This is a genomic window from Klebsiella sp. CN_Kp075, assembly GCF_040065055.2.
Lineage (GTDB): Bacteria > Pseudomonadota > Gammaproteobacteria > Enterobacterales > Enterobacteriaceae > Klebsiella > Klebsiella aerogenes.
This window is the reverse complement of the sequence record NZ_CM198050.1, coordinates 496,257-515,851: the sequence shown is the minus strand read 5'-3', so window position 1 is coordinate 515,851 and position 19,595 is coordinate 496,257. Positions and strand designations below refer to the sequence as shown.

20 protein-coding genes are annotated in these 19,595 nt (G+C 56.4%); 6 read left to right on the top strand and 14 right to left on the bottom strand.

Annotated elements, in window-relative coordinates; translation table 11 throughout:
- Positions 1–72: 72 nt before the first annotated feature.
- On the top strand, positions 73–1,440 hold the full coding sequence (gene degQ, locus ABLV78_RS02495; RefSeq protein ID WP_045394989.1) for a serine endoprotease DegQ: 1,368 nt from the start codon (positions 73–75) through the stop codon (positions 1,438–1,440).
- Positions 1,441–1,527: 87 nt separating this feature from the next.
- The gene (gene degS / locus ABLV78_RS02490) at positions 1,528–2,586 is read left to right on the top strand and encodes an outer membrane-stress sensor serine endopeptidase DegS (protein ID WP_015703614.1); all 1,059 of its coding nucleotides are present in this window, start codon (positions 1,528–1,530) and stop codon (positions 2,584–2,586) included.
- A 29-nt stretch (positions 2,587–2,615) separates the two neighbouring features.
- Here degS and ABLV78_RS02485 read toward each other — a convergent pair whose 3' ends face one another.
- From ABLV78_RS02485 to mdh, 10 genes are all read right to left on the bottom strand, one after another.
- A complete protein-coding gene (locus ABLV78_RS02485) occupies positions 2,616–3,314 on the bottom strand; it encodes a membrane protein associated with oxaloacetate decarboxylase (protein ID WP_047047543.1) in 699 nt (232 codons plus the stop codon).
- Positions 3,315–4,109: 795 nt separating this feature from the next.
- Positions 4,110–5,411, bottom strand: a complete 1,302-nt coding sequence (locus tag ABLV78_RS02480; protein WP_045398370.1) for an oxaloacetate decarboxylase subunit beta — start codon at positions 5,409–5,411, stop codon at positions 4,110–4,112.
- 15 nt (positions 5,412–5,426) lie between these two features.
- On the bottom strand, positions 5,427–7,199 hold the full coding sequence (gene oadA / locus ABLV78_RS02475; protein ID WP_165430612.1) for a sodium-extruding oxaloacetate decarboxylase subunit alpha: 1,773 nt from the start codon (positions 7,197–7,199) through the stop codon (positions 5,427–5,429).
- Positions 7,200–7,214: 15 nt separating this feature from the next.
- Positions 7,215–7,463 carry an oxaloacetate decarboxylase subunit gamma gene (locus tag ABLV78_RS02470; RefSeq protein WP_045398376.1) on the bottom strand — a complete coding sequence of 83 codons (249 nt, stop codon included), beginning with the start codon at positions 7,461–7,463 and terminating at the stop codon, positions 7,215–7,217.
- Positions 7,464–7,603: 140 nt separating this feature from the next.
- Positions 7,604–8,221, bottom strand: coding sequence for a L(+)-tartrate dehydratase subunit beta (gene ttdB / locus ABLV78_RS02465; protein WP_015703618.1), 618 nt, complete (start codon positions 8,219–8,221; stop codon positions 7,604–7,606).
- Positions 8,221–9,120, bottom strand: a complete 900-nt coding sequence (ttdA, locus tag ABLV78_RS02460; protein WP_045397212.1) for a L(+)-tartrate dehydratase subunit alpha — start codon at positions 9,118–9,120, stop codon at positions 8,221–8,223. Before ttdA ends, ttdB begins: the two co-directional genes overlap by 1 nt.
- Positions 9,121–9,152: 32 nt before the next feature.
- Positions 9,153–10,421 carry an SLC13 family permease gene (locus ABLV78_RS02455; RefSeq protein ID WP_047047149.1) on the bottom strand — a complete coding sequence of 423 codons (1,269 nt, stop codon included), beginning with the start codon at positions 10,419–10,421 and terminating at the stop codon, positions 9,153–9,155.
- Positions 10,422–10,621: 200 nt separating this feature from the next.
- Positions 10,622–11,287 (bottom strand): GntR family transcriptional regulator, encoded by a 666-nt coding sequence (locus ABLV78_RS02450; RefSeq protein WP_045397216.1) that lies wholly within the window; start codon positions 11,285–11,287, stop codon positions 10,622–10,624.
- Positions 11,274–11,903 (bottom strand): GntR family transcriptional regulator, encoded by a 630-nt coding sequence (locus ABLV78_RS02445; RefSeq protein WP_047047146.1) that lies wholly within the window; start codon positions 11,901–11,903, stop codon positions 11,274–11,276. Before ABLV78_RS02445 ends, ABLV78_RS02450 begins: the two co-directional genes overlap by 14 nt.
- 131 nt (positions 11,904–12,034) lie before the next feature.
- Positions 12,035–12,973, bottom strand: coding sequence for a malate dehydrogenase (gene mdh, locus ABLV78_RS02440; RefSeq protein WP_045397222.1), 939 nt, complete (start codon positions 12,971–12,973; stop codon positions 12,035–12,037).
- Between the two features lie 540 nt (positions 12,974–13,513).
- On the opposite strand from mdh, the gene argR reads away from it, so the two are divergent.
- The 3 genes from argR to yhcN-B all read left to right on the top strand — a co-directional run bounded on the left by argR (position 13,514) and on the right by yhcN-B (position 14,995).
- Positions 13,514–13,984, top strand: coding sequence for a transcriptional regulator ArgR (gene argR / locus ABLV78_RS02435; protein WP_015369474.1), 471 nt, complete (start codon positions 13,514–13,516; stop codon positions 13,982–13,984).
- A gap of 380 nt (positions 13,985–14,364) precedes the next feature.
- Positions 14,365–14,628, top strand: a complete 264-nt coding sequence (yhcN, locus tag ABLV78_RS02430) for a peroxide/acid stress response protein YhcN (protein WP_015369473.1) — start codon at positions 14,365–14,367, stop codon at positions 14,626–14,628.
- Between the two features lie 100 nt (positions 14,629–14,728).
- A complete protein-coding gene (gene yhcN-B, locus ABLV78_RS02425; RefSeq protein WP_015369472.1) occupies positions 14,729–14,995 on the top strand; it encodes a DUF1471 family stress response protein YhcN-B in 267 nt (88 codons plus the stop codon).
- A gap of 50 nt (positions 14,996–15,045) precedes the next feature.
- On the opposite strand, the gene ABLV78_RS02420 is transcribed toward yhcN-B, so the two are convergent.
- From ABLV78_RS02420 to aaeX, 4 genes are all read right to left on the bottom strand, one after another.
- Positions 15,046–15,321 carry a barstar family protein gene (locus ABLV78_RS02420; RefSeq protein ID WP_045380213.1) on the bottom strand — a complete coding sequence of 92 codons (276 nt, stop codon included), beginning with the start codon at positions 15,319–15,321 and terminating at the stop codon, positions 15,046–15,048.
- A gap of 84 nt (positions 15,322–15,405) precedes the next feature.
- Positions 15,406–17,373 carry a p-hydroxybenzoic acid efflux pump subunit AaeB gene (gene aaeB / locus ABLV78_RS02415; RefSeq protein WP_047047143.1) on the bottom strand — a complete coding sequence of 656 codons (1,968 nt, stop codon included), beginning with the start codon at positions 17,371–17,373 and terminating at the stop codon, positions 15,406–15,408.
- A 5-nt stretch (positions 17,374–17,378) separates the two neighbouring features.
- A complete protein-coding gene (gene aaeA / locus ABLV78_RS02410; protein WP_045397228.1) occupies positions 17,379–18,311 on the bottom strand; it encodes a p-hydroxybenzoic acid efflux pump subunit AaeA in 933 nt (310 codons plus the stop codon).
- A gap of 7 nt (positions 18,312–18,318) precedes the next feature.
- The gene (aaeX, locus tag ABLV78_RS02405) at positions 18,319–18,522 is read right to left on the bottom strand and encodes a p-hydroxybenzoic acid efflux pump operon protein AaeX (protein ID WP_002918640.1); all 204 of its coding nucleotides are present in this window, start codon (positions 18,520–18,522) and stop codon (positions 18,319–18,321) included.
- A gap of 130 nt (positions 18,523–18,652) precedes the next feature.
- On the opposite strand from aaeX, the gene aaeR reads away from it, so the two are divergent.
- A complete protein-coding gene (gene aaeR, locus ABLV78_RS02400; protein WP_015703623.1) occupies positions 18,653–19,582 on the top strand; it encodes an HTH-type transcriptional activator AaeR in 930 nt (309 codons plus the stop codon).
- Positions 19,583–19,595 lie beyond the last annotated feature (13 nt).

The following is a 19,595-nucleotide window of genomic DNA, read 5'->3' as shown; positions in this document are numbered from 1 at the left end:
TCGAAAATTCAATAACATCAAATCATTCGGACGTTTTTTCCATACACCTCAGGTTACGAGAGCCAGCATCTAATGAAGAAACAGACTTTGCTGTTGAGTGCGTTAGCGTTAAGCATTGGATTATCGTTGTCGGTCCTGCCTCCGGCGGCGGCATCACTGCCGACCCAGGTTCCAGGCCAGGGCGCGCTGCCGAGCCTCGCGCCGATGCTGGAAAAAGTATTGCCTGCGGTGGTGAGCGTGCAGGTAGAAGGCACCGCCTCGCCGGTGCAGAATATGCCGGAAGAGCTGAAAAAATACTTCGGCGACAACGCGCCGCAAGAGCAGGCGCAGCCGTTTGAAGGCCTCGGTTCAGGGGTGATTATCGACGCCGCCAAAGGCTACGTGCTGACCAACAACCACGTAATAAGCCAGGCGCAGAAAATCAGCATTCAGTTGAACGATGGCCGCGAGTTCGATGCCAAACTGGTAGGCAGCGACGAACAGAGCGATATCGCTCTGCTGCAGGTTTTAAAACCCAGCAATTTAACGCAAATCGCCATCGCGGATTCCGACAAACTGCGCGTCGGCGATTTCGCCGTTGCCGTCGGCAACCCCTTCGGCCTCGGCCAAACCGCCACTTCCGGCATTATCTCCGCGCTGGGCCGTAGCGGCCTTAATCTCGAAGGGCTGGAAAACTTTATTCAAACCGATGCCTCAATTAACCGCGGCAACTCCGGCGGCGCGCTGCTGAATCTCAACGGCGAGCTTATCGGCATTAATACCGCCATTCTGGCGCCGGGCGGCGGCAGCATCGGCATCGGATTCGCCATCCCGAGCAACATGGCGAAGACCCTCGCCGATCAGCTTATTCAATACGGCGAAATCAAACGCGGCCTGCTGGGTATTAAAGGCATGGAAATGAGCGCGGATATCGCTAAGGCGATGAATATCAACGCTCAGCGCGGCGCCTTCGTAAGCGAAGTCCTGGCCAATTCAGGCTCCGCAAAAGCAGGGATTAAATCCGGTGACGTTATCGTCAGCATGAACGGCAAACCGCTAAGCAGCTTCGCCGAGCTGCGTTCGCGTATCGCCACTACCGCCCCTGGCACTAAAGTAAAACTGGGGCTACTGCGCGACGGCAAACCGTTGGACGTCGAAGTCACGCTGGATAAGAGCACTTCTTCCACCGCCAGCGCCGATCTGATTATCCCGGCCCTGCAGGGAGCGGCGCTAAGCGATGGCCAGCTGAAAGACGGCACTAAGGGCGTGACTATCGATAACGTCGATAAAGGCAGCGCGGCGGCGCAGGTTGGCTTGCATAAAGACGATCTGATTATCGGCCTCAACCGCCAGCGCGTGCGTTCCATCGCCGAGCTACGTAAAGTGCTGGAAACCAAACCGGCCGTCATCGCGCTGAATGTGCTGCGCGGTAACGAAAGCATTTATCTGCTGCTACGCTGACGGCTGCTTCCGGACATCGCGCGTCGTGCGATGTCCGGATAAGTCATGCTATGCTGCGCCTGCCCATTAATTAACGATATTCGCATCATGCCAGGAAAGCTTTTACGTTCAGTCCTTATCGGTTTAATCGTCGGCGGCATCCTGCTGGCGGCGATGCCTTCGCTGCGCCAGTGGCAGCTCTCATCGGCGACGCCGAGCGATACCGCTGACGAATCGCCCGCCAGCTATAATGCTGCGGTAAGACGCGCCGCGCCGGCGGTGGTCAACGTCTATAACCGCGCGCTGAACAGCACCAGCCATAACCAACTGACGCTTGGCTCCGGCGTTATCATGGACCAACGCGGATATATCCTCACCAACAAGCACGTCATCAACGATGCTGACCAGATAATCATTGCGCTGCAGGATGGACGGGTATTCGAAGCCCTGTTAGTCGGTTCCGATACCCTGACCGACCTGGCGGTGCTCAAAATAAACGCCAGCGGCGGCCTGCCGGTCATCCCGATTAACCCGAAACGCGTTCCGCATATCGGCGATGTAGTACTGGCGATAGGCAACCCATATAACCTCGGACAAACCATCACCCAGGGCATCATCAGCGCGACCGGTCGTATCGGCCTGAACCCTACCGGGCGGCAGAATTTCCTGCAAACCGATGCCTCTATCAACCACGGCAACTCCGGCGGCGCGCTGGTCAACTCGCTGGGTGAATTGATGGGTATTAACACCCTGTCGTTTGATAAGAGCAATGACGGCGAAACGCCGGAAGGGATCGGCTTTGCCATCCCGTTCCAGCTGGCGACCAAGATCATGGATAAACTGATCCGCGACGGTCGGGTGATCCGCGGTTACATCGGGATCAGCGGCCGCGAGATCGCGCCAATGCATGCGCAGAGCGGCGGCATGGATCAGATCCAGGGGATCGTCGTGAATGACGTCGCCCCGGATGGCCCGGCGGCGCAGGCTGGGATCCGCGCCAATGACGTGATCATCTCGGTGAACGATAAACCAGCAGTTTCGGCGCTGGAAACCATGGACCAGGTTGCGGAAATTCGCCCGGGTTCAGAAATCCCGGTGGTCATCATGCGCGATGATAAGAAAATCACCCTGCACGTGGCGGTACAGGAATACCCGGCGACAAATTAACGCTTAGCGCTCCTTTACCGGGAGCGCGATTAATCAGCAAACAGCGGTCCGGCCGGGAATCTGGCCAGAAACCCGGTCACCGCCAGTAACGACCACAACGATGGCCAGCGGATCTGCCGCTCCCGCAGTTCATCATCCAGCGTCAGTAACGCGAACTCCCCTCTCTCGCCGAGAACCCCGCCCTGCCACAGCAGCCGTTGCGCCTGCTGCCGCGCCCACGGCGATTCACTCCTCCAGGCCAGCAAATGCAGCAGCGACTGCTGTAAACAAACGCTGTGCGCATGGTTGTCCCGCAGCAATCGTCGATACACCGGCAGCGAGATACTGCGTACGCTGTAGAAACCGCTGCGCGATTCACTATCAGCCTGCGCTACGCTGGCGCACATCTTTCCGGCCAGATCGCATAAACGATTATGCGTCAGCGGCTGACGCAGCGCATCCAGATGCCCGGCGGCGGCGCAAAGCAGGCCGCTCCTTTGCCGCTCCTGCGTCAGCGAATCAAGCAACGCCGCTACCGTTTCAGCCTCCCCGCTCTGCGCATGCTGTATACCGGCGTCATAACAACAGACAAAGAAATCATGGCTGCCACGGCCGACTGGCGGGTGCGCCAGCAGATTCAGCGCCGGATGCAGTTGTTCAAGCTCCTCCAGCGACGCCAGGGCGTCATCAACGACCCCCTCTTTTGCCGACGACCGGCTGGCAGGATGTAATACTAGCGTTTCATTCATCAAAGCCTCCTCAGGAAAAATTCCCGGCTCGCGCGGCGCCCGGCCGGCCTACGGGGTCACCGGTCGCCCGGATTAGGCGCAAGCCGCTATCCGGGAACCTCTCCCCGGTGGCGCTGCGCTTACCGGGGTTACAAACCGGAGCGGACCGGTAGCCCGGATAAGGCGCCAGCCGCTATCCGGGAACCTCTCCCCGGTGGCGCTGCGCTTACCGGGATTACAAACCGGAGCGGACCGGTCGCCCGGCTAAGGCGCCAGCCGCCATCCGGGAACCTCTCCCCGGTGGCGCTGCGCTTACCGGGGCTACAAACCGGAGCGGACCGGTCGCCCGGATAAGGCGCCAGCCGCTATCCGGGAACCTCTCCCCGTTGGCGCTGGCTTACCGGGGCTACAAACCGGAGCGGACCGGTAACCCGGCTACGGCGCCAGCCGCTATCCGGGAACCTCTCCCCGGTGCCGCTGCGCTTACCGGGGCTACAAACCGGAGCGGACCGGTCGCCCGGATAAGGCGCCAGCCGCTATCCGGGAACCTCTCCCCGGGTGGCGCTGCGCTTACCGGGGCTACAAACCGGAGCGGACGGGTAACCCGGATAAGGCGCCAGCCGCTATCCGGGAACCTCTCCCCGGTGGCGCTGCGCTTACCGGAGCTACAAACCGGAGCGGACCGGTCGCCCGGATAAGGCGCCAGCCGCCATCCGGGAACCTCTCCCCGGTGGCGCTACGCTTACCGGGGCTACAAACCGGAGCGGACGGGTAGCCCGGATAAGGCGCCAGCCGCTATCCGGGATGGATGCCGGCCTACATCGCCAGCACGTACTTGAGCATCACCCCGGCGGCGATCGCCGAGCCGATCACCCCGGCCACGTTCGGGCCCATCGCGTGCATCAGCAGGAAGTTCTGCCCGTCCGCTTCCAGACCCACCTTGTTGGACACCCTCGCCGCCATCGGCACCGCCGATACCCCGGCGGAACCAATCAGCGGGTTGATCTTGTGCTTACTGAATACGTTCATCAGCTTCGCCATGATCACCCCGGCGGCGGTGCCCACGCAGAAGGCGATCACCCCCAGCAGCAGGATCCCCAGCGTCTGCGGCTGCAGGAACTTGTCCGCCACCAGCTTGGCTCCCACCGACAGCCCGAGGAAGATGGTGACGATATTGATCAGCGCGTTCTGCACCGTATCGCTCAGACGATCCACCACCCCGCTTTCGCGCATCAGGTTGCCGAAGCAGAACATCCCCAGCAGCGGCGCGGCGTCCGGCAGCAGCAGCGCCACCAGCAGCAACAGCACCGCCGGGAAGAGGATCTTCTCGCGTTTGCTCACCGTACGCAGCTGCACCATGCGGATCTTCCGCTCTTTGTCGCTGGTCAGCGCCTTCATGATCGGCGGCTGGATCAGCGGCACCAGCGCCATGTAGGAGTAGGCGGCCACCGCGATGGCCCCCAGCAGCTCCGGCGCCAGCTTGCTCGACAGGTAGATGGCCGTCGGGCCGTCGGCGCCGCCGATGATGCCGATGGCCGCCGCCTGCGGCAGGGTGAAGGAGATGAAGCCGAAGTAGTTCAGCGTCAGCGCCCCGAGCACGGTGGCGAAGATCCCGAACTGCGCCGCCGCCCCCAGCAGCAGGGTGCGCGGGTTGGCCAGCAGCGGGCCGAAATCGGTCATCGCCCCGACGCCCATAAAGATCACCAGCGGCGCGATACCCGAGCCAATCGCCACCTTATAGAAGATGGCCAGCACCCCGGAGGAGTAGCCCATGTCCACCGCCAGCGTCTCCATCTGCCCCTGCACCGACGGCAGGGCCAGCGCCAGCGCCTCCTTGATGGCGTGGACGTCCGGCGCGCAGTTGAGCTTCGCGGCAATCACCGCCAGCTGGACCGGGTCGTGGTGGGCCAGCAGGTTTTCCAGCGCGCTCAGCGCCAGCCCGGCCTCCGGGATATTGGAGAGCAGGCCGCCGAAGCCAATCGGCAGCAGCAGTAACGGCTCGAACTTTTTCGCAATCGCCAGCCACAGCAGCAGCAGGCTGACCAGCAGCATTACCGCCTGGCCGGCCCCCAGGTGCATCAGCCCCATGCCCTGAATCAGGGCGTTCAGACTTTCCATTTGCGCTCCTCGTCCTTACGCCAGCTGCAGCAGGGTGTCGCCGACCGCCACCGCATCGCCGGATTTCACCGCGATACCGCGTACGGTACCGGCCTGCGCGGCGCGGATTTCGGTTTCCATCTTCATGGCTTCCAGAATCAGCAGCACCTCGCCTTCCGCCACCGCCTGGCCTTCGCTGGCCAGCACCTTCCAGATGGTGCCCGCCAGCGGCGCGGTCACCGGGGTGCCGGTGCCTGCCGGGGCCGGGGCGGCTGCCTGAACCGGTGCGGAAGACGGAGTGGCCGCCGTCAGCTGGCTGACGTCGCCGCCGTCGCTGACTTTGACCACGAAGGCTTTGCCTTCCACTTCCACGGTGTAGACGCCGGAGGCGGCGGCTTTTGCCGGCGCGGCAGATTTTGCTTCTTCCACCTGCGGCACGGGCTCAAAGGCCGCCGGGTTGTGGCGGTTTTCGAGGAACTTCAGGCCGATTTGCGGGAACAGCGCCACGGTGAGCACGTCGTCGATGGCGTTTTCGGCAAGCGTGATGCCCTTCTCCTGCGCCTGGCGTTTCACGTCGGCTTCAAGCTCCGCCAGCTCCGGCTTCAGCAGGTCCGCCGGGCGGCAGGTGACGGCGTCGGCGCCGTCGAGCACCCGCGCCTGCAGGGCGGCGTTAACCGGCGCCGGGGTGTGGCCGTATTCGCCTTTCAGGATACCGGCGGTCTCTTTCGCGATGGTTTTGTAGCGCTCGCCGCCCAGCACGTTAAGCACCGCCTGGGTGCCGACAATCTGCGAGGTCGGGGTCACCAGCGGGATGAAGCCGAGGTCCTCGCGCACACGGGGGATTTCCGCCAGCACCTCATCCAGACGGTGGGCGGCGCTCTGCTGTTTAAGCTGGCCCTCAAGGTTGGTGAGCATCCCGCCCGGCACCTGGGCGACCAGGATACGGCTGTCGGTGCCTTTCAGCTGGCCTTCGAAGGCGTGGTATTTTTTGCGCACCTCGCGGAAGTACGCGGCGATGCTCTCCAGTTTGTGGATATCGAGGCCGGTGTCGTAGCGGGTCCCGGCGAGGGTGGCCACCAGCGCTTCGGTGGCCGGGTGGCCGTAGGTGGCGCTCATCGAGGAGATGGCGGTATCGACGCCGTCGACGCCGGCTTCAATAGCCTTCAGCAGCGCCATCTCCGCCATGCCGGTGGTGGCGTGGCAGTGCAGGTGCAGGGTGACGGCAAAGCGTTTTTTGATTTCGCTGACCAGCTCAAAGGCGGCATGCGGGGTGAGGATACCGGACATGTCCTTGATGGCGATGGAGTCGACGCCGGTCTCCAGCAGCTGTTCGGTGAGGTCGAGCCAGGTCTGCAGGGTGTGTGCCGGGCTGGTGGTGTAGCTGAGTGTGCCCTGGGCGTGGGCGCCGTGGCTGCGCACCGCCTGCAGGGCGGCTTTCATGTTGCGCGGGTCGTTCATGGCATCGAAAACGCGGAACACGTCCATGCCGTTTTTGACGGCGCGCTCGACAAAGCGCTCCACCACGTCGTCGGCGTAGTGGCGGTAGCCGAGCAGGTTCTGGCCGCGGAGCAGCATCTGCAGCGGGGTTTTCGGCATCGCCTTTTTCAGTTCGCGCAGGCGGACCCACGGGTCCTCGCCGAGGAAGCGGATGCAGGCGTCAAAGGTGGCGCCGCCCCAGCATTCCAGCGAGCGGTAGCCGACGTCATCCAGCTGAGCGGCGACGGGGAGCATATCGTCAAGGCGCAGACGGGTGGCGAACAGGGACTGGTGGGCGTCGCGCAGGACGACATCGGTAATGGCAACGGTCATGAATTCCTCCGTGAATTAAGGATTAAGGCGGCGATGGTGGTGAATAGCGGCGACAATCGCCGGTTTTAAGCGGGCGAAGTCGTCGGCGGGCGCGACGGCGGCCGGCGCCGCTTTGGACGCGGCAGGCGGCTCAGGGAACAGACGGGTAACGGCGAGAGACATCCCCCGGATGGCGAAAATGAGCAGCAGCAGGAACGCCAGCACGAAGCCCATGCCAAGAAACATCAGGGTGAAGCCCTCGCCTAACAGCGCAGCATCAGTCATAAAATAGCCTTTGGAGGGGCGCAATAATGGCGTAATGAACCCGCGATAGCAGAGTGGATTTCCCCAGACCACATGGTCAGAAGCCTCTTTATCGCGGAATTTAATTCTCGCCACTACTGCGCAATATATTTAGCCAGGAGTTATTTAATAAAACTTACGTGCTGACAGATCTCATCAGCGACAATCTCTTTGCGCTGATTAAATATCACTTTATTCTGCTCAAACAGGTTATTTCCATGGGTATCGATCGACACAATAAGTGGGCCGAATTCTTTTACCCGGCAAACCCATAAGGTTTCCGGCATACCTAAATCACGCCACTGGGCGTCTTCAATTTCTTCCACACAGACCGCGGCAACCACCGCGCAGCCGGCCGGGAATACGCAGTGCAGCGCTTTATGTTCGGCGCAGCCTTCTTCGGTACCTTTGCCCATGCCGCCTTTACCGACAATGAGTTTCACACCGGTCTTAGCAATAAATTCTTTTTCAAATTTCTCCATACGCATACTGGTGGTTGGTCCAACAGAGACCATTTCAAATTTATCTTCTGTACCTTTAATCGGCCGCACAATTGGCCCGGCATGTAATATCGCGCCGCCGGCAACGTTGACCGGCAATTCGCGACCGCCTTCAATTAAACGACGATGAGCAACATCACGACAGGTAACAATATGACCATTAAGATAAATAATATCGCCCGCTTTAATATCAGCTAAATCTTCATCTTTAATTGGCGTAGTAAGTATTTTTTTAGTCATCAGAAAGCCACTCCTGTGTGAGACGTAATGGTGTAATTCAAATCTTTATCGAAAACGATATGTCCTTTGCGGTGCGACCAGCAGCCGACGTTGACCGCCACGCCAATGGTGGAAGGATGGCGTGCGGTATTTTCGATATTGACGCCCATCACGGAGGTATTGCCGGACATCCCCTGCGGGCCAAGGCCAATTTTATTAATGCCGTCTTCGAGCATTTTCTCCAACGATGCGGCGCGTTCATTCTCATTGCGCGATCCCACCGGACGCATCAGCGCTTTCTTCGACAACAGCGCCGCCGTTTCAACGGAAGTCGCGACGCCAACGCCAACCAACAACGGCGGACAGGCGTTCAGGCCATAGCTGGTCATGACATCCAGCACGAAACGGGTTACGCCTTCGTAACCAGCGCCCGGCATCAGCACCATCGCTTTACCCGGCAGCGAGCAGCCGCCGCCGGCCATATAGGTGTAAATACTGCACTGGTCAGAATCAGGGACAATCTCCCAGAATACCGTCGGCGTACCTTTACCCACGTTTTTACCGGTGTTGTATTCGTCAAAGGTCTCAACGCTGTTGTGACGCAGCGGAGAATCCACGGTGGCTTTAATCACCGATTCGCGCAGCAGCGCTTCCAGCTCGCCAATCAGCGGGAAATTAGCGCCGCACTCAACCAAAAACTGAATGACGCCGGTGTCCTGGCAGGAGGGACGATCCAGCTCCTTCGCCAGACGCTGGTTTTCAATCATGGTGGTGAAGATGACGTCAGCCAGCTGGCTGGTCTCTTTCTTATGCAATTCTTTCAGTTTTGCAGTGACGTCATCAGGCAATACTTTGCCGGTATATCCCACGAATTTGGCCATAATATCGGTCATTCGGGATATCTGTTCGCTTTTGCTCATAAAGGCTCCTTAGTCAGAACAGCGTCCGTAAATTACGGGTGAAAAGGGAAAAGAATTGGCAGCAGTACGAGGCTGACAATGGTAGAAACGATAATCAGAGGAAGGCCCGATTTGGCGTAATCGACAAACTTATAGCCGCCTGCCGATAGCACCATCATGTTGGCGGGCATACCGATCGGCGTCGCGTAGGCGCAGGAACTGCCGATTACGGTCGCCATCAGAACCGCTTTCGGATCGGCGCCCATTCCGGCCGCGATCGACAAACTCACCGGTACCAGTAGCGCGACGGTGGCGGTATTGGACATAAAATTGGTCATGATGACGGACAGCGCAAAGACCACCACCATCAACATGAACGGGGAAGAGTTCTGGCCCAGCATGCCGATGACATGATCGGCAACCAGCTTGCCAGCACCGGTCATTTCCAGCGCTTTTGCCAGCGCCAGCGTGCCGCCAAAAATGAAAATAGTCTGTGAATCAATCGCCTTATAGGCCTGCTTTTCCGTCAGCACGCCGGTAAACACCAGTACCAACGCACCGATACAGCCTGCCACCGTCAGGCTAATGCCGGTCTGTTTCTCAAAAATCATGCCGAGGATCGTGGCGATCAGCACCACCAGCGACAGGATCTGTTTCCTGCGCGGAACGTGGCTGTAATCACGCTGTTCGCCGACGCTACCGACTTCACCGCTATTAGCGGTAGCAGGCAGAAATTTATAGCCGATAGTCAGGAAATAGAGGATGCCGCATAGCAGCATCGGTAAACCCACTTTCGCATACTCAAAGAAGCCAAAGCCGCTACCGATATTCTGCAACGCCGATTGCGCGATCAGGTTGCCGGGCGCGCCAATCAGCGACAGGTTGCCGCCGAGCGCGGCGGCAAATACCAGCGGCATCAGCAGACGCGAGCGGGCAAAACCCGATTTCGCCGCGACGCCAATTACTACCGGGATCAATACCGCCGCCGTACCGGTGTTGGAAAGAAAACCCGACATCACGCCGACGACCACCATGATGGTGAAGATCAGCTGTTTTTCGGTTTTGGCGAAGTGAGTGATCACCCCACCGACTTTATTGGCCATCCCGGTTTCAAATAACGCCCCGCCGACGATAAACATGGCGACAAAAAGAATGACGTTGGAGTCGATAAAACCGGCAAAAGCTTGTTTTAGATCCAACACGCCGGTGAGCACTAACGCCACGCAGACCACCATGGAAGTCACTGCCAAAGGCACCTTCTCCCAGACAAACATGACGATAGCGAACACCAGCAAACATAAGGTGATGGTAATCGGTTCCATATTTATAATTATCCCTATCAATGATATATGATATTGTATCCAATATTGACGAGGGAGAAATTATGCCCATGCAAAAAGTAAGTCAATGCGTTTTTAAACAAAGATCGCGCAGTGCGATCTGCATCAAGATCCTCTGCAGATCGTCACAAGAGATGATTAATAGCGTTGATGAATACGACTAAAACCAACAGGCTTTAGCGCTATACAGAGGTTTCGGGAAGGTATCGCGTGAGCATATTTTCCATTGAGCGAATAATATGCTCGCGCATGCGCTGACGCGCCAGTTCTTCATTATGCTGTTCAAGTGCCTGTAAAATCTCCTTATGTTCGCGAATGGAGATAGCGGCGTATTCTGCTTCGGTGACCTTGTGCCCCATCGACAGTCCGTTCCACATATTACAGAGCAGCATCTTCATTTTTTCGTTGCCCGCGGCGTTCCAGATCTCCATATGGAAGGCCTGGTTCAGGTCGGAATATTCAGTGAAGTTATTATCGGCCAGCGCTTTTTCCGCCGCATCGTGTACCCGGGCAATGGACGAAATATCCGTGCCGGGACGGGAGGCTTTCGCCACCGCCTCACTTTCCAGCAGCGCGCGAATTTCATAATGCTCGCGAATCGTCTGTTCGTTGATCCCCAACACCACCGCGCCTTTATTAGGGCGGACTTTAATCAGGCCATCGGCGGCTAAAATCTGAAACGCTTCGCGCACCGGCATGCTGGAAACGCCGACCATCCGGGCAATGCCTTCGAGAGTTATCTCCTGCCCTTCCACTAAATCCCGCGAAAGAATCGCTTTGCGTAATACCGCAGCGACCTGCTCTTTCGCCGAAAGAAGCTTAATTTTCCCTAATTTAGGCTTCTGCACTTTCCCAATCCTTCATATGTTGACGCATAATTTCCGCAAGCATGAGGAAATAACGCTGTGTTGCCTGAGCAATATTGCCCACATCGCCGCGGCTAATGGCTCCAGCCAGTTCATGTAGTATCAGTGCCGATTCCTGGCTATCGTCTTTCAGATACAGGATGACATAAGAAATATATCCATCCAAAAATTGCTGATACGCCTTCGCCAGATAGCGGTTATCGAGATAAGAAATCAGCAACTGATGAAATTCCAGTTCGCGAGTTTTGTCGCCAGGCTGCGCCAGCGCTTGCGCGCGCCCGAGCAGCAATTCCCCCTGGTTTGCCGGCACGAGAGTGAACAATTCGGCAGCCATCACCGCGATCACGCGAAAAATATGGCTAACATCATCGGGCACCAGCTTTGATACCTGCATATGACGGTTAGGCAAGCGCACCAGAAACCCCTCTTGTTCAAGAGACTGCAACGCTTCTCTAACCGGCATACGTGAAAGCCCTAGCTGCTCAGCAATACTCTCCTGCGCCAGCTCATCTCCCGGTTTTATCGCTCCGGAAAGAATTTGATAGCGAATGATTTGCGTAATGTGGTCCCTGGTCTGCTTTCTTTCGATCTTTTTCACAACGTCCTCATTGCGTGGGGCTTAAGACGCGGGGATTTTAGCAGATTTAGCCGCCAGGCGGCGCATTCGGCAGGGAGATGAGGCGATAAAAAAGCCGGAACGACGGTTCCGGCTTTTCTGCTAAGGAGATGTTACTTGTTGACGAAATCCTCGCCGAGGGCGATATCTTTCTTCAGCGTATCCAGCATGCCTTCCAGCGCCTGCTGTTCAAAAGCGCTGAGTTTACCGATAGACTGACGCTCTTCCACGCCATTTTTGCCCAGCAGCAGCGGCTGCGAGAAGAAACGGGCATACTGGCCGTCACCTTCGACGTAGGCACATTCAACCACGCCTTTTTCACCCTGCATGGCACGCACCAGTGAGAGCCCGAAACGCGCAGCCGCCTGGCCCATCGACAGCGTCGCCGACCCGCCGCCCGCTTTCGCTTCCACGACTTCCGTCCCGGCGTTTTGAATACGTTTGGTGAGATCCGCGACTTCCTGCTCGCTAAAGCTGACGCCAGAAATCTGCGACAGTAAAGGCAGGATAGTGACGCCAGAGTGGCCGCCAATGACCGGAACTTCAACCTCGGTTGCCGACTTGCCTTTCAGCTCGGCGACAAAAGTATTAGAGCGAATAATGTCGAGCGTGGTGACGCCAAACAGTTTGTTTTTATCGTACACGCCGGCTTTTTTCAGCACTTCGGCGGCGATAGCGACGGTGGTATTTACCGGGTTGGTGATAATACCGATGCAGGCCTGCGGACAGGTTTTTGCGATCTGCTGCACCAGATTTTTAACGATACCGGCGTTAACATTAAATAAGTCGGAACGATCCATGCCGGGCTTGCGCGCGACGCCGGCGGAAATCAGCACCACATCAGCGCCTTCCAGCGCCGGGGTTGCATCTTCACCGGAGAAACCTTTGATTTTTACATCTGTGGGAATATGACTTAGATCTACCGCCACGCCCGGCGTAACCGGAGCGATGTCGTACAACGAGAGCTCTGAACCTGAAGGCAGTTGGGTCTTAAGTAGTAGGGCAAGCGCCTGGCCGATGCCACCAGCGGCGCCGAGGACTGCAACTTTCATCCTAAACTCCTTATTATGGTTAATTTACACCCTGAATAATTCGAGTTGCAGGAAGGCGGCAAGAGCGTGAATCCCCAGGAGCTTACTGAAGTAAGTGACTGGGGTGAACGATTGCAGCCAACGCACATGCAGCTCGAAGTATGACGGGTATAGTCTTTCGTTATTCCGTCGCCTGGACCTTAATTCACAAGATGAACAATTACAATAATTATGGCTGAAGAATGCGGGGTACGCGCAATGATGCAGCAAATTCGCATTTTTCTTCCTGAGACTGGCCATCCAGCAAAGCCGTAGTACCGGATCGACTATTGGTTACAATACACCCAGCTCGCTCGGCAAAACAATATCAATTTCATAACATTTATTTCACTTTTACAGCAATTTACCCGCTGTGATGCAGGCATGTTCCTCATCAGGGTTATTTGCTAAAATATGCGCCTTTCATAACATTATTTACGCTATTCCCTTGCGGATTATTTGCATAAAAATGCACTTGTATGCATAATGATGTTGTTTTTACCACCATAATCTGGGTGACTTATGCGTAGTTCGGCAAAACAAGAAGAACTGGTTAAAGCGTTTAAATCGCTGCTTAAAGAAGAAAAATTCAGCTCGCAAGGCGAAATCGTTCAGGCGCTGCAGGAAGAAGGTTTCGAGAACATCAACCAATCGAAAGTTTCCCGCATGCTGACAAAGTTTGGCGCCGTTCGCACGCGTAACGCCAAAATGGAAATGGTCTACTGTTTGCCTGCCGAACTCGGCGTGCCGACGACCTCCAGCCCGCTGAAAAACCTGGTGCTGGACATCGATTATAACGATGCGGTGGTAGTGATTCACACCAGCCCCGGCGCGGCGCAGCTGATCGCACGCCTGCTGGATTCCTTAGGTAAAGCCGAAGGTATTCTGGGTAGTATCGCGGGGGATGACACTATCTTTACCACCCCTGCCCGCGGTTTTTCCGTTAAAGATCTCTACGACGCGATCCTGGTCCTGTTCGAACAGGAACTCTAAGCGCTCCCCCTCTGGTTCCCGCCAGAGGGCTCTTCCCCGCAAAACGCTCCCCCTCAAACCTTCAAATAAAGCAGCATTTTTTTAACATTTAGTGTGGTTTTCCACCTCTATACATTCCTTTACCGAATGATAACGGCTAAAGCGCACAAAAGATCAAAGCGCAATATCTATTTGATTTAAATATAAATAATCATGACATTCACCCCATGAATGACATTTCTAATTCTTATACGTTATAAAAACGACATTTCTTGGAAATTATTTACACTGAAAACAATTAGCATGGTATTAATATTTTTGGTGATTAGTGTATACTTGATTTTGTGATGAGGGTCACGAAACAAAGCCCCCTAATAATAAAATTCGACGAGGTGAACATCATGAAAATCAAAACCACTGTAGCCGCACTCAGCATGCTATCCGTACTGTCCTTTGGCGCTTTCGCCGCTGATTCAATCAACAGCACTCAAGCGGAAAGCCGCCAGTCACTGGGCACCGTATCTATCGGCGCGGTAGGTTCTTCCCCGATGGATATGCACGAAATGCTGAACAAAAAAGCACAAGAAGAAGGTGCTTCTTCTTATCGCATTATCGAAGCTCGCACCGGCGACCACTGGCACGCCACTGCTGAACTTTATAAATAAGCTTTAACGATTGTCGGTCATTAACTGAAACAGTATCTCTTCAGCGGCCTGGGTTCATACGAAATCTCCCGCCGCTGCACAAATGGTTGGAGTAAAGATTATGAAAAGCGCAATTATCATCGCATCCCTGGGTCTGGCATCTGTTCTCTCTTTCGGCGCAAGCGCAGCCGTACAGCAAGTGAACGCCGATCAAGCACAAAATCTGCAACCAATGGGCACTATCTCTGTATCTCAAGTAGGTAGCGCGCCAATGGATATGCGCCAGGAACTGGCGGCTAAAGCCGAGAAAGAAGGCGCCAGCAGCTACCGCATTATTGAAGCTCGTACCGGCGACAGCTGGCACGCGACTGCTGAGTTGTACAAATAAACCCTCGTCGTCTTATCCGACGACTTGCCCCCGCCCTGCCGGGGGCTTTTTTATGCCCAACGGGCATTGAAACGTAGTAGTCCTTCCAGCTCCTCTTCCGCTTCATCGAACAGCAAAATTAACGCACCAAAGCGACGACGCTGTTTTTCATCCAGATGAACAAATTCAATCTCCAGCGGGAACGGTAAGCGCCCTCCCGTCACCGCGCTCCACAGCGCGTCGAGGTTATCCACCTGCTTATCCGGTAGCGCGAAGGCGCGGGAAAACTCGCGATAGAAATCCTGTTGCTCAGCTATTTCATCAAAATCAAAGGTATAAATAGTCATTGCCCGGCGCCCCTTAAGCTCTGTCCCTCTACACCAAATAAGTATAGCGATAAAAAAACCGACGCCGGGGCGTCGGTTCGCAGCTTAGCTGTTGGTGAGCACGTGCTGATATTTCTTCAGCATATCGACCAGCCGTCGCACCGGCTCAGTGACCTGGGGCGACGCCTGCCAGTGAAGGAGTTTTTCCTGATAAACATCAAGCTCTTCCAGCAGACGGGTAAAGTAACGGCGGCGCTTATCATCGCTGCCGGCGGAGATAACGTGATCGGCGGTTCGCCGCAGCTGGCGGTGGAAGGCCGACAGATCCTCGTTTACCGGCACCGGGGCATCGCGTAGACGCTGGTGCGCAATAATCAGCGTCAGCGCCAGCCGGAAGCGGGCGATATCGCCGGGAAACTTGTTCAGCAGTAAAAATAGCTGTTGATACAGCGCCGGCAAATGGTTCTCTTTACGCCGGGCGCTATTCGTGGTCAGCGAAGAGACCGCCGCCGAGACGAACTGGTTCAATAGCACCCGTCCGGTGCGGGCCTGCGAGTTATCACGCACTAACAGAATCACCATCAGCGCGAGGAAACAGCCGACAATCTGCCCCAGGGCGCTATCGAGGAACTGGCTAAACTGGAACTGCATCGGGTTATCCAGCACCAGAATATTGATGGTGCTCGCCAGGGCCCCAAGCGATCCCAACCGCCGCTTTTGTACCTCAATGCCGATAAAGAACGCCATCGCGGCAAGGCTGATACACAGCAGCAGCATGCTCTGCTGCGTCGCAGGCATGACGACAAGGAAGAACAGCGCGCCGAGCGGTAGAGCGGCAAGGGTGCCATAGAGGAAGTCTAAGGCCACCATCCGCGGGTTAGGCAGGCGCATCGCCAGCGCGGTCACCACGGCAATCATAACCATCGCCCCGCTACCGGATGTCCAGCCGGTCCACAACCAGAACAAGGTGCCGAGAATACACGAAATAGAAGTTCGCCAGAAATTGACCATCGCGTGGTGACGCTCGGCGGACTCAACCTTCACCACCGTTTCGCCGCGTAAGACTTCATCTTCGATACGGCTGATTTTGGTATTGCCGACCACGCCGCGCTTCAGCAGCAGGTAACGCGTCGCCGCGCCGACCCAGCTATAAATCGTAACTGGCGTATTGTGTTCACCTTTCCAGGTCAGGAAGCGGCGCATACGCTTAAGCTGTTGATGCACATCCTGTACGGTTTCTACGGGCTCGGCAAACAGCTCGCGGTAGTCGTCAGTCACCATCTCCGGGCGAGAGTTCTGGATCAGATAGGTTTCGCAGGCCTGAGTAATCAGCGTCAGCGATAGCGTGTTGATCGCCTTTAGCCGCTGGTTTACCTTCGCCCAGCGCGAAGATTCCATGATCAGGTTGCCGCGCATCCCCTCCAGCGCGGCAGTACGACGCACCAGCGCTCCCCAGGCTTTATCCACCACCTCGCTATCGCCATGGGCGACACAAAGCTGCATCAGGCGATACTGATCCAGCAGCAGGTTATCCAGTTCGAGGTCGATCTCTTTTTTGATAGAACGCGGAGAAAATAGCAGGTCAGCGACGATGGCGCTGACGATCCCGATGACGATTTCGCTGCAGCGCTCGACGGCAAACTGCGGCGCCAGCATCGGGTCGGTATGAATGGTGATGATGATAATCAGCGCCGTATAACCCGCCAGCCCCCAGGCGTAGGAGTTTTCGACCTTCACCAGCGAGGAGATCCAGGTGCAGAAACCGGCCCAGAGACAGCAGACCAGCATCATCAATAGCGGCGCGCGGATCATGAGGATGATGATCGCCAGCGCGGCAATACAGCCGATAAACGTCCCGGCAATACGCAACATCCCGCGGTAGCGAATCGCCCCGGAATAGGGCTCACCGCCAGCGGCAAATGCCGGACCGGCGGTCACAATAGCCGCGGTCAATACGGCCCAGCGCGGCGTCTCAAGCTGAAAATGAAAGCCGACGAACAGCGCCAGCACCACCGCGCATGCAAGCTTAATGGCAAAGCGGAGATGCCGGGGAGCAATGGTATAGGTCCCCATGGCGATTAACCAAACTCACGCAAGCGCATGGCGACTTTCTGGAAGAAGTTGGCCTGGCTGGCGTCGCGATCTTCTTTGCCGGTGATGACAACGGTCGCAGTGGTGCCCGACGGCCAGAGGTTGCCCTGCTGCTGGTCAAGACGGATACGTACCGGCACGCGCTGCGCCAGACGTACCCACTCAAGGTTGGAGTCAACGGAAGCCATGCCTTTCGCATCGCTGCTGCTGCTGGCGTTGGTTACGCCCGCGGCAACGCTGTCGACGGTACCTTTTATCACCTTACTACTGCCGAGCGGGGTGATTTCGGCGCGGTAGCCTGGACGCACTCCTTCCAGCTTGGTCTCTTCCAGATAGGCCATCACGTAGAAGGTATTTTGTTTCACCAAAGCGACCGCGGTCGAACCGCGGGTGATGAATTCGCCGGAGTAGACGTTCAGGTTGGTCACCCAGCCATCAGCAGGCGCACGGATAACCGTACGTTCAAGATCCAGCTTGGCTAAGTCGCGGCTGGCCACCGCTTTCGCCAGCTGATGCTCAACGGTTTGCAGTACGTTGTTGGCCTGGTCAATCTCTTCGCGCGACATGGCCTGCACGCCGAGCCTGTTACGGCGCCCGGCTTCAACGCGTTTTTCCTGAGCCAGCGTCTGGTAATAAGAGACGTCGGCTTCCGCCTCCGCCAGCGCTTTTTGGTAACGAGGTTGGTCAATAACGAACAATACCTGGTCTTTCTTAACCAGTTGGTTATCCTTGACATTCACTTGCGAAATGAGCCCCGACACGTCCGGCGCGATGGCGACGATATCGGCGCTAAAGCGCGCATCGCGCGTCCACGGCGACGCGGTGTAGTACACCCATGCGCGAAAAATAGCGATAAACGCCAGAATAACCAGTATCACAGTGATGGCAGTACGCAGGATATTTCTTGTTAGTGTTTTCACATCGACCTCAAACGAACAAGCGCGATATCAGATAAAACAGACAGCAATACAGCGCAGTATTAAACAGTGCAGGGTGCCAGACAAAATCATAAATACCGGTCGGAACCAGCAAACGGTGCACCAGCCAGAAGATGGCTAGCGACAATAGCAGCTCAAAGAAGATCGGCGGAAACGATAGGCCGAAAATCACTATGACAGGAAACAGACTCATGATGACCTTGATAAGAAGCGTACAGGTGGTAGCGTGATGCGTTTATTATGTAGCTAACTATATATTAACGTAACAATTGCAGCCTTATCTATAATATGTGATCTAAATCACTTTTAAGCCAGAGTGAATAATGGAACGACTAAAACGCATGTCGGTGTTCGCCAAAGTGGTTGAGCTGGGCTCTTTCACCGCCGCCGCACGCCAGCTCCAGATGAGCGTTTCATCTATCAGCCAGACCGTTGCTAAACTGGAAGACGAGCTTCAGGTAAAGCTGCTCAACCGCAGCACCCGCAGCCTGGGCTTAACAGAAGCGGGTAAAATTTATTACCAGGGCTGCCGAAGAATGCTCTTTGAAGCGCAGGACGTCCATGAACAGCTGTATGCCTTCAACAATACCCCTATCGGCACGCTGCGCATCGGTAGCTCTTCAACTATGGCACAGAATGTGCTGGCGCGCATAACCGCCGAAATGCTCAAAGAATATCCGGGTTTATCGATTAATCTGGTGACCGGCATCCCCGCGCCGGACCTGATTGCCGACGGCCTCGACGTGGTGATACGCGTCGGCGCATTGCAGGATTCCAGCCTCTTCTCGCGGCGGTTAGGCTCAATGCCAATGGTGCTCTGCGCGGCGAAAAGCTATCTTCAGCACGCGGGATGTCCGGAAAAACCAGCGGATCTTGCCAGCCACTCGTGGCTGGAATACAGCGTACGGCCAGATAATGAGTTCGAAATTATCGCTCCGGAGGGGATCTCAACGCGCCTGATCCCACAAGGACGCTTCGTCACCAACGACCCGATGACGCTGATCCGCTGGCTGACTGCCGGCGTTGGCGTGGCCTACGTTCCGCTGATGTGGGCGATCGACGAGATCAACCGCGGTGAACTGGAGATCCTGCTGCCGAGCTATCAATCGGATCCGCGACCGGTCTATGCGCTATATACCGAAAAAGATAAGCTACCGCTGAAGGTGCAGGTATGTATTAACTATCTGACGGATTATTTTGTCGAGGTGGCGAAGATCTATCAGGGAATGCACGGGCGCGGGATGACCCGTTAACTGACATCCCGGC

What these genes read in the sequence shown, in the direction of transcription:
- mdh (WP_045397222.1), bottom strand. Translation starts at nt 12,973, where the DNA reads ATGAAAGTTGCAGTCCTCGGCGCCGCTGGTGGCATCGGCCAGGCGCTT.
- yhcN-B (WP_015369472.1), top strand. Translation starts at nt 14,729, where the DNA reads ATGAAAAGCGCAATTATCATCGCATCCCTGGGTCTGGCATCTGTTCTC.
- aaeR (WP_015703623.1), top strand. Translation starts at nt 18,653, where the DNA reads ATGGAACGACTAAAACGCATGTCGGTGTTCGCCAAAGTGGTTGAGCTG.
- ABLV78_RS02420 (WP_045380213.1), bottom strand. Translation starts at nt 15,321, where the DNA reads ATGACTATTTATACCTTTGATTTTGATGAAATAGCTGAGCAACAGGAT.
- yhcN (WP_015369473.1), top strand. Translation starts at nt 14,365, where the DNA reads ATGAAAATCAAAACCACTGTAGCCGCACTCAGCATGCTATCCGTACTG.
- ABLV78_RS02480 (WP_045398370.1), bottom strand. Translation starts at nt 5,411, where the DNA reads ATGGAAAGTCTGAACGCCCTGATTCAGGGCATGGGGCTGATGCACCTG.
- ttdB (WP_015703618.1), bottom strand. Translation starts at nt 8,221, where the DNA reads ATGACTAAAAAAATACTTACTACGCCAATTAAAGATGAAGATTTAGCT.
- argR (WP_015369474.1), top strand. Translation starts at nt 13,514, where the DNA reads ATGCGTAGTTCGGCAAAACAAGAAGAACTGGTTAAAGCGTTTAAATCG.
- ABLV78_RS02470 (WP_045398376.1), bottom strand. Translation starts at nt 7,463, where the DNA reads ATGACTGATGCTGCGCTGTTAGGCGAGGGCTTCACCCTGATGTTTCTT.
- degQ (WP_045394989.1), top strand. Translation starts at nt 73, where the DNA reads ATGAAGAAACAGACTTTGCTGTTGAGTGCGTTAGCGTTAAGCATTGGA.
- degS (WP_015703614.1), top strand. Translation starts at nt 1,528, where the DNA reads ATGCCAGGAAAGCTTTTACGTTCAGTCCTTATCGGTTTAATCGTCGGC.
- oadA (WP_165430612.1), bottom strand. Translation starts at nt 7,199, where the DNA reads ATGACCGTTGCCATTACCGATGTCGTCCTGCGCGACGCCCACCAGTCC.
- aaeX (WP_002918640.1), bottom strand. Translation starts at nt 18,522, where the DNA reads ATGAGTCTGTTTCCTGTCATAGTGATTTTCGGCCTATCGTTTCCGCCG.
- ABLV78_RS02485 (WP_047047543.1), bottom strand. Translation starts at nt 3,314, where the DNA reads ATGAATGAAACGCTAGTATTACATCCTGCCAGCCGGTCGTCGGCAAAA.
- ttdA (WP_045397212.1), bottom strand. Translation starts at nt 9,120, where the DNA reads ATGAGCAAAAGCGAACAGATATCCCGAATGACCGATATTATGGCCAAA.
- ABLV78_RS02455 (WP_047047149.1), bottom strand. Translation starts at nt 10,421, where the DNA reads ATGGAACCGATTACCATCACCTTATGTTTGCTGGTGTTCGCTATCGTC.
- aaeB (WP_047047143.1), bottom strand. Translation starts at nt 17,373, where the DNA reads ATGGGGACCTATACCATTGCTCCCCGGCATCTCCGCTTTGCCATTAAG.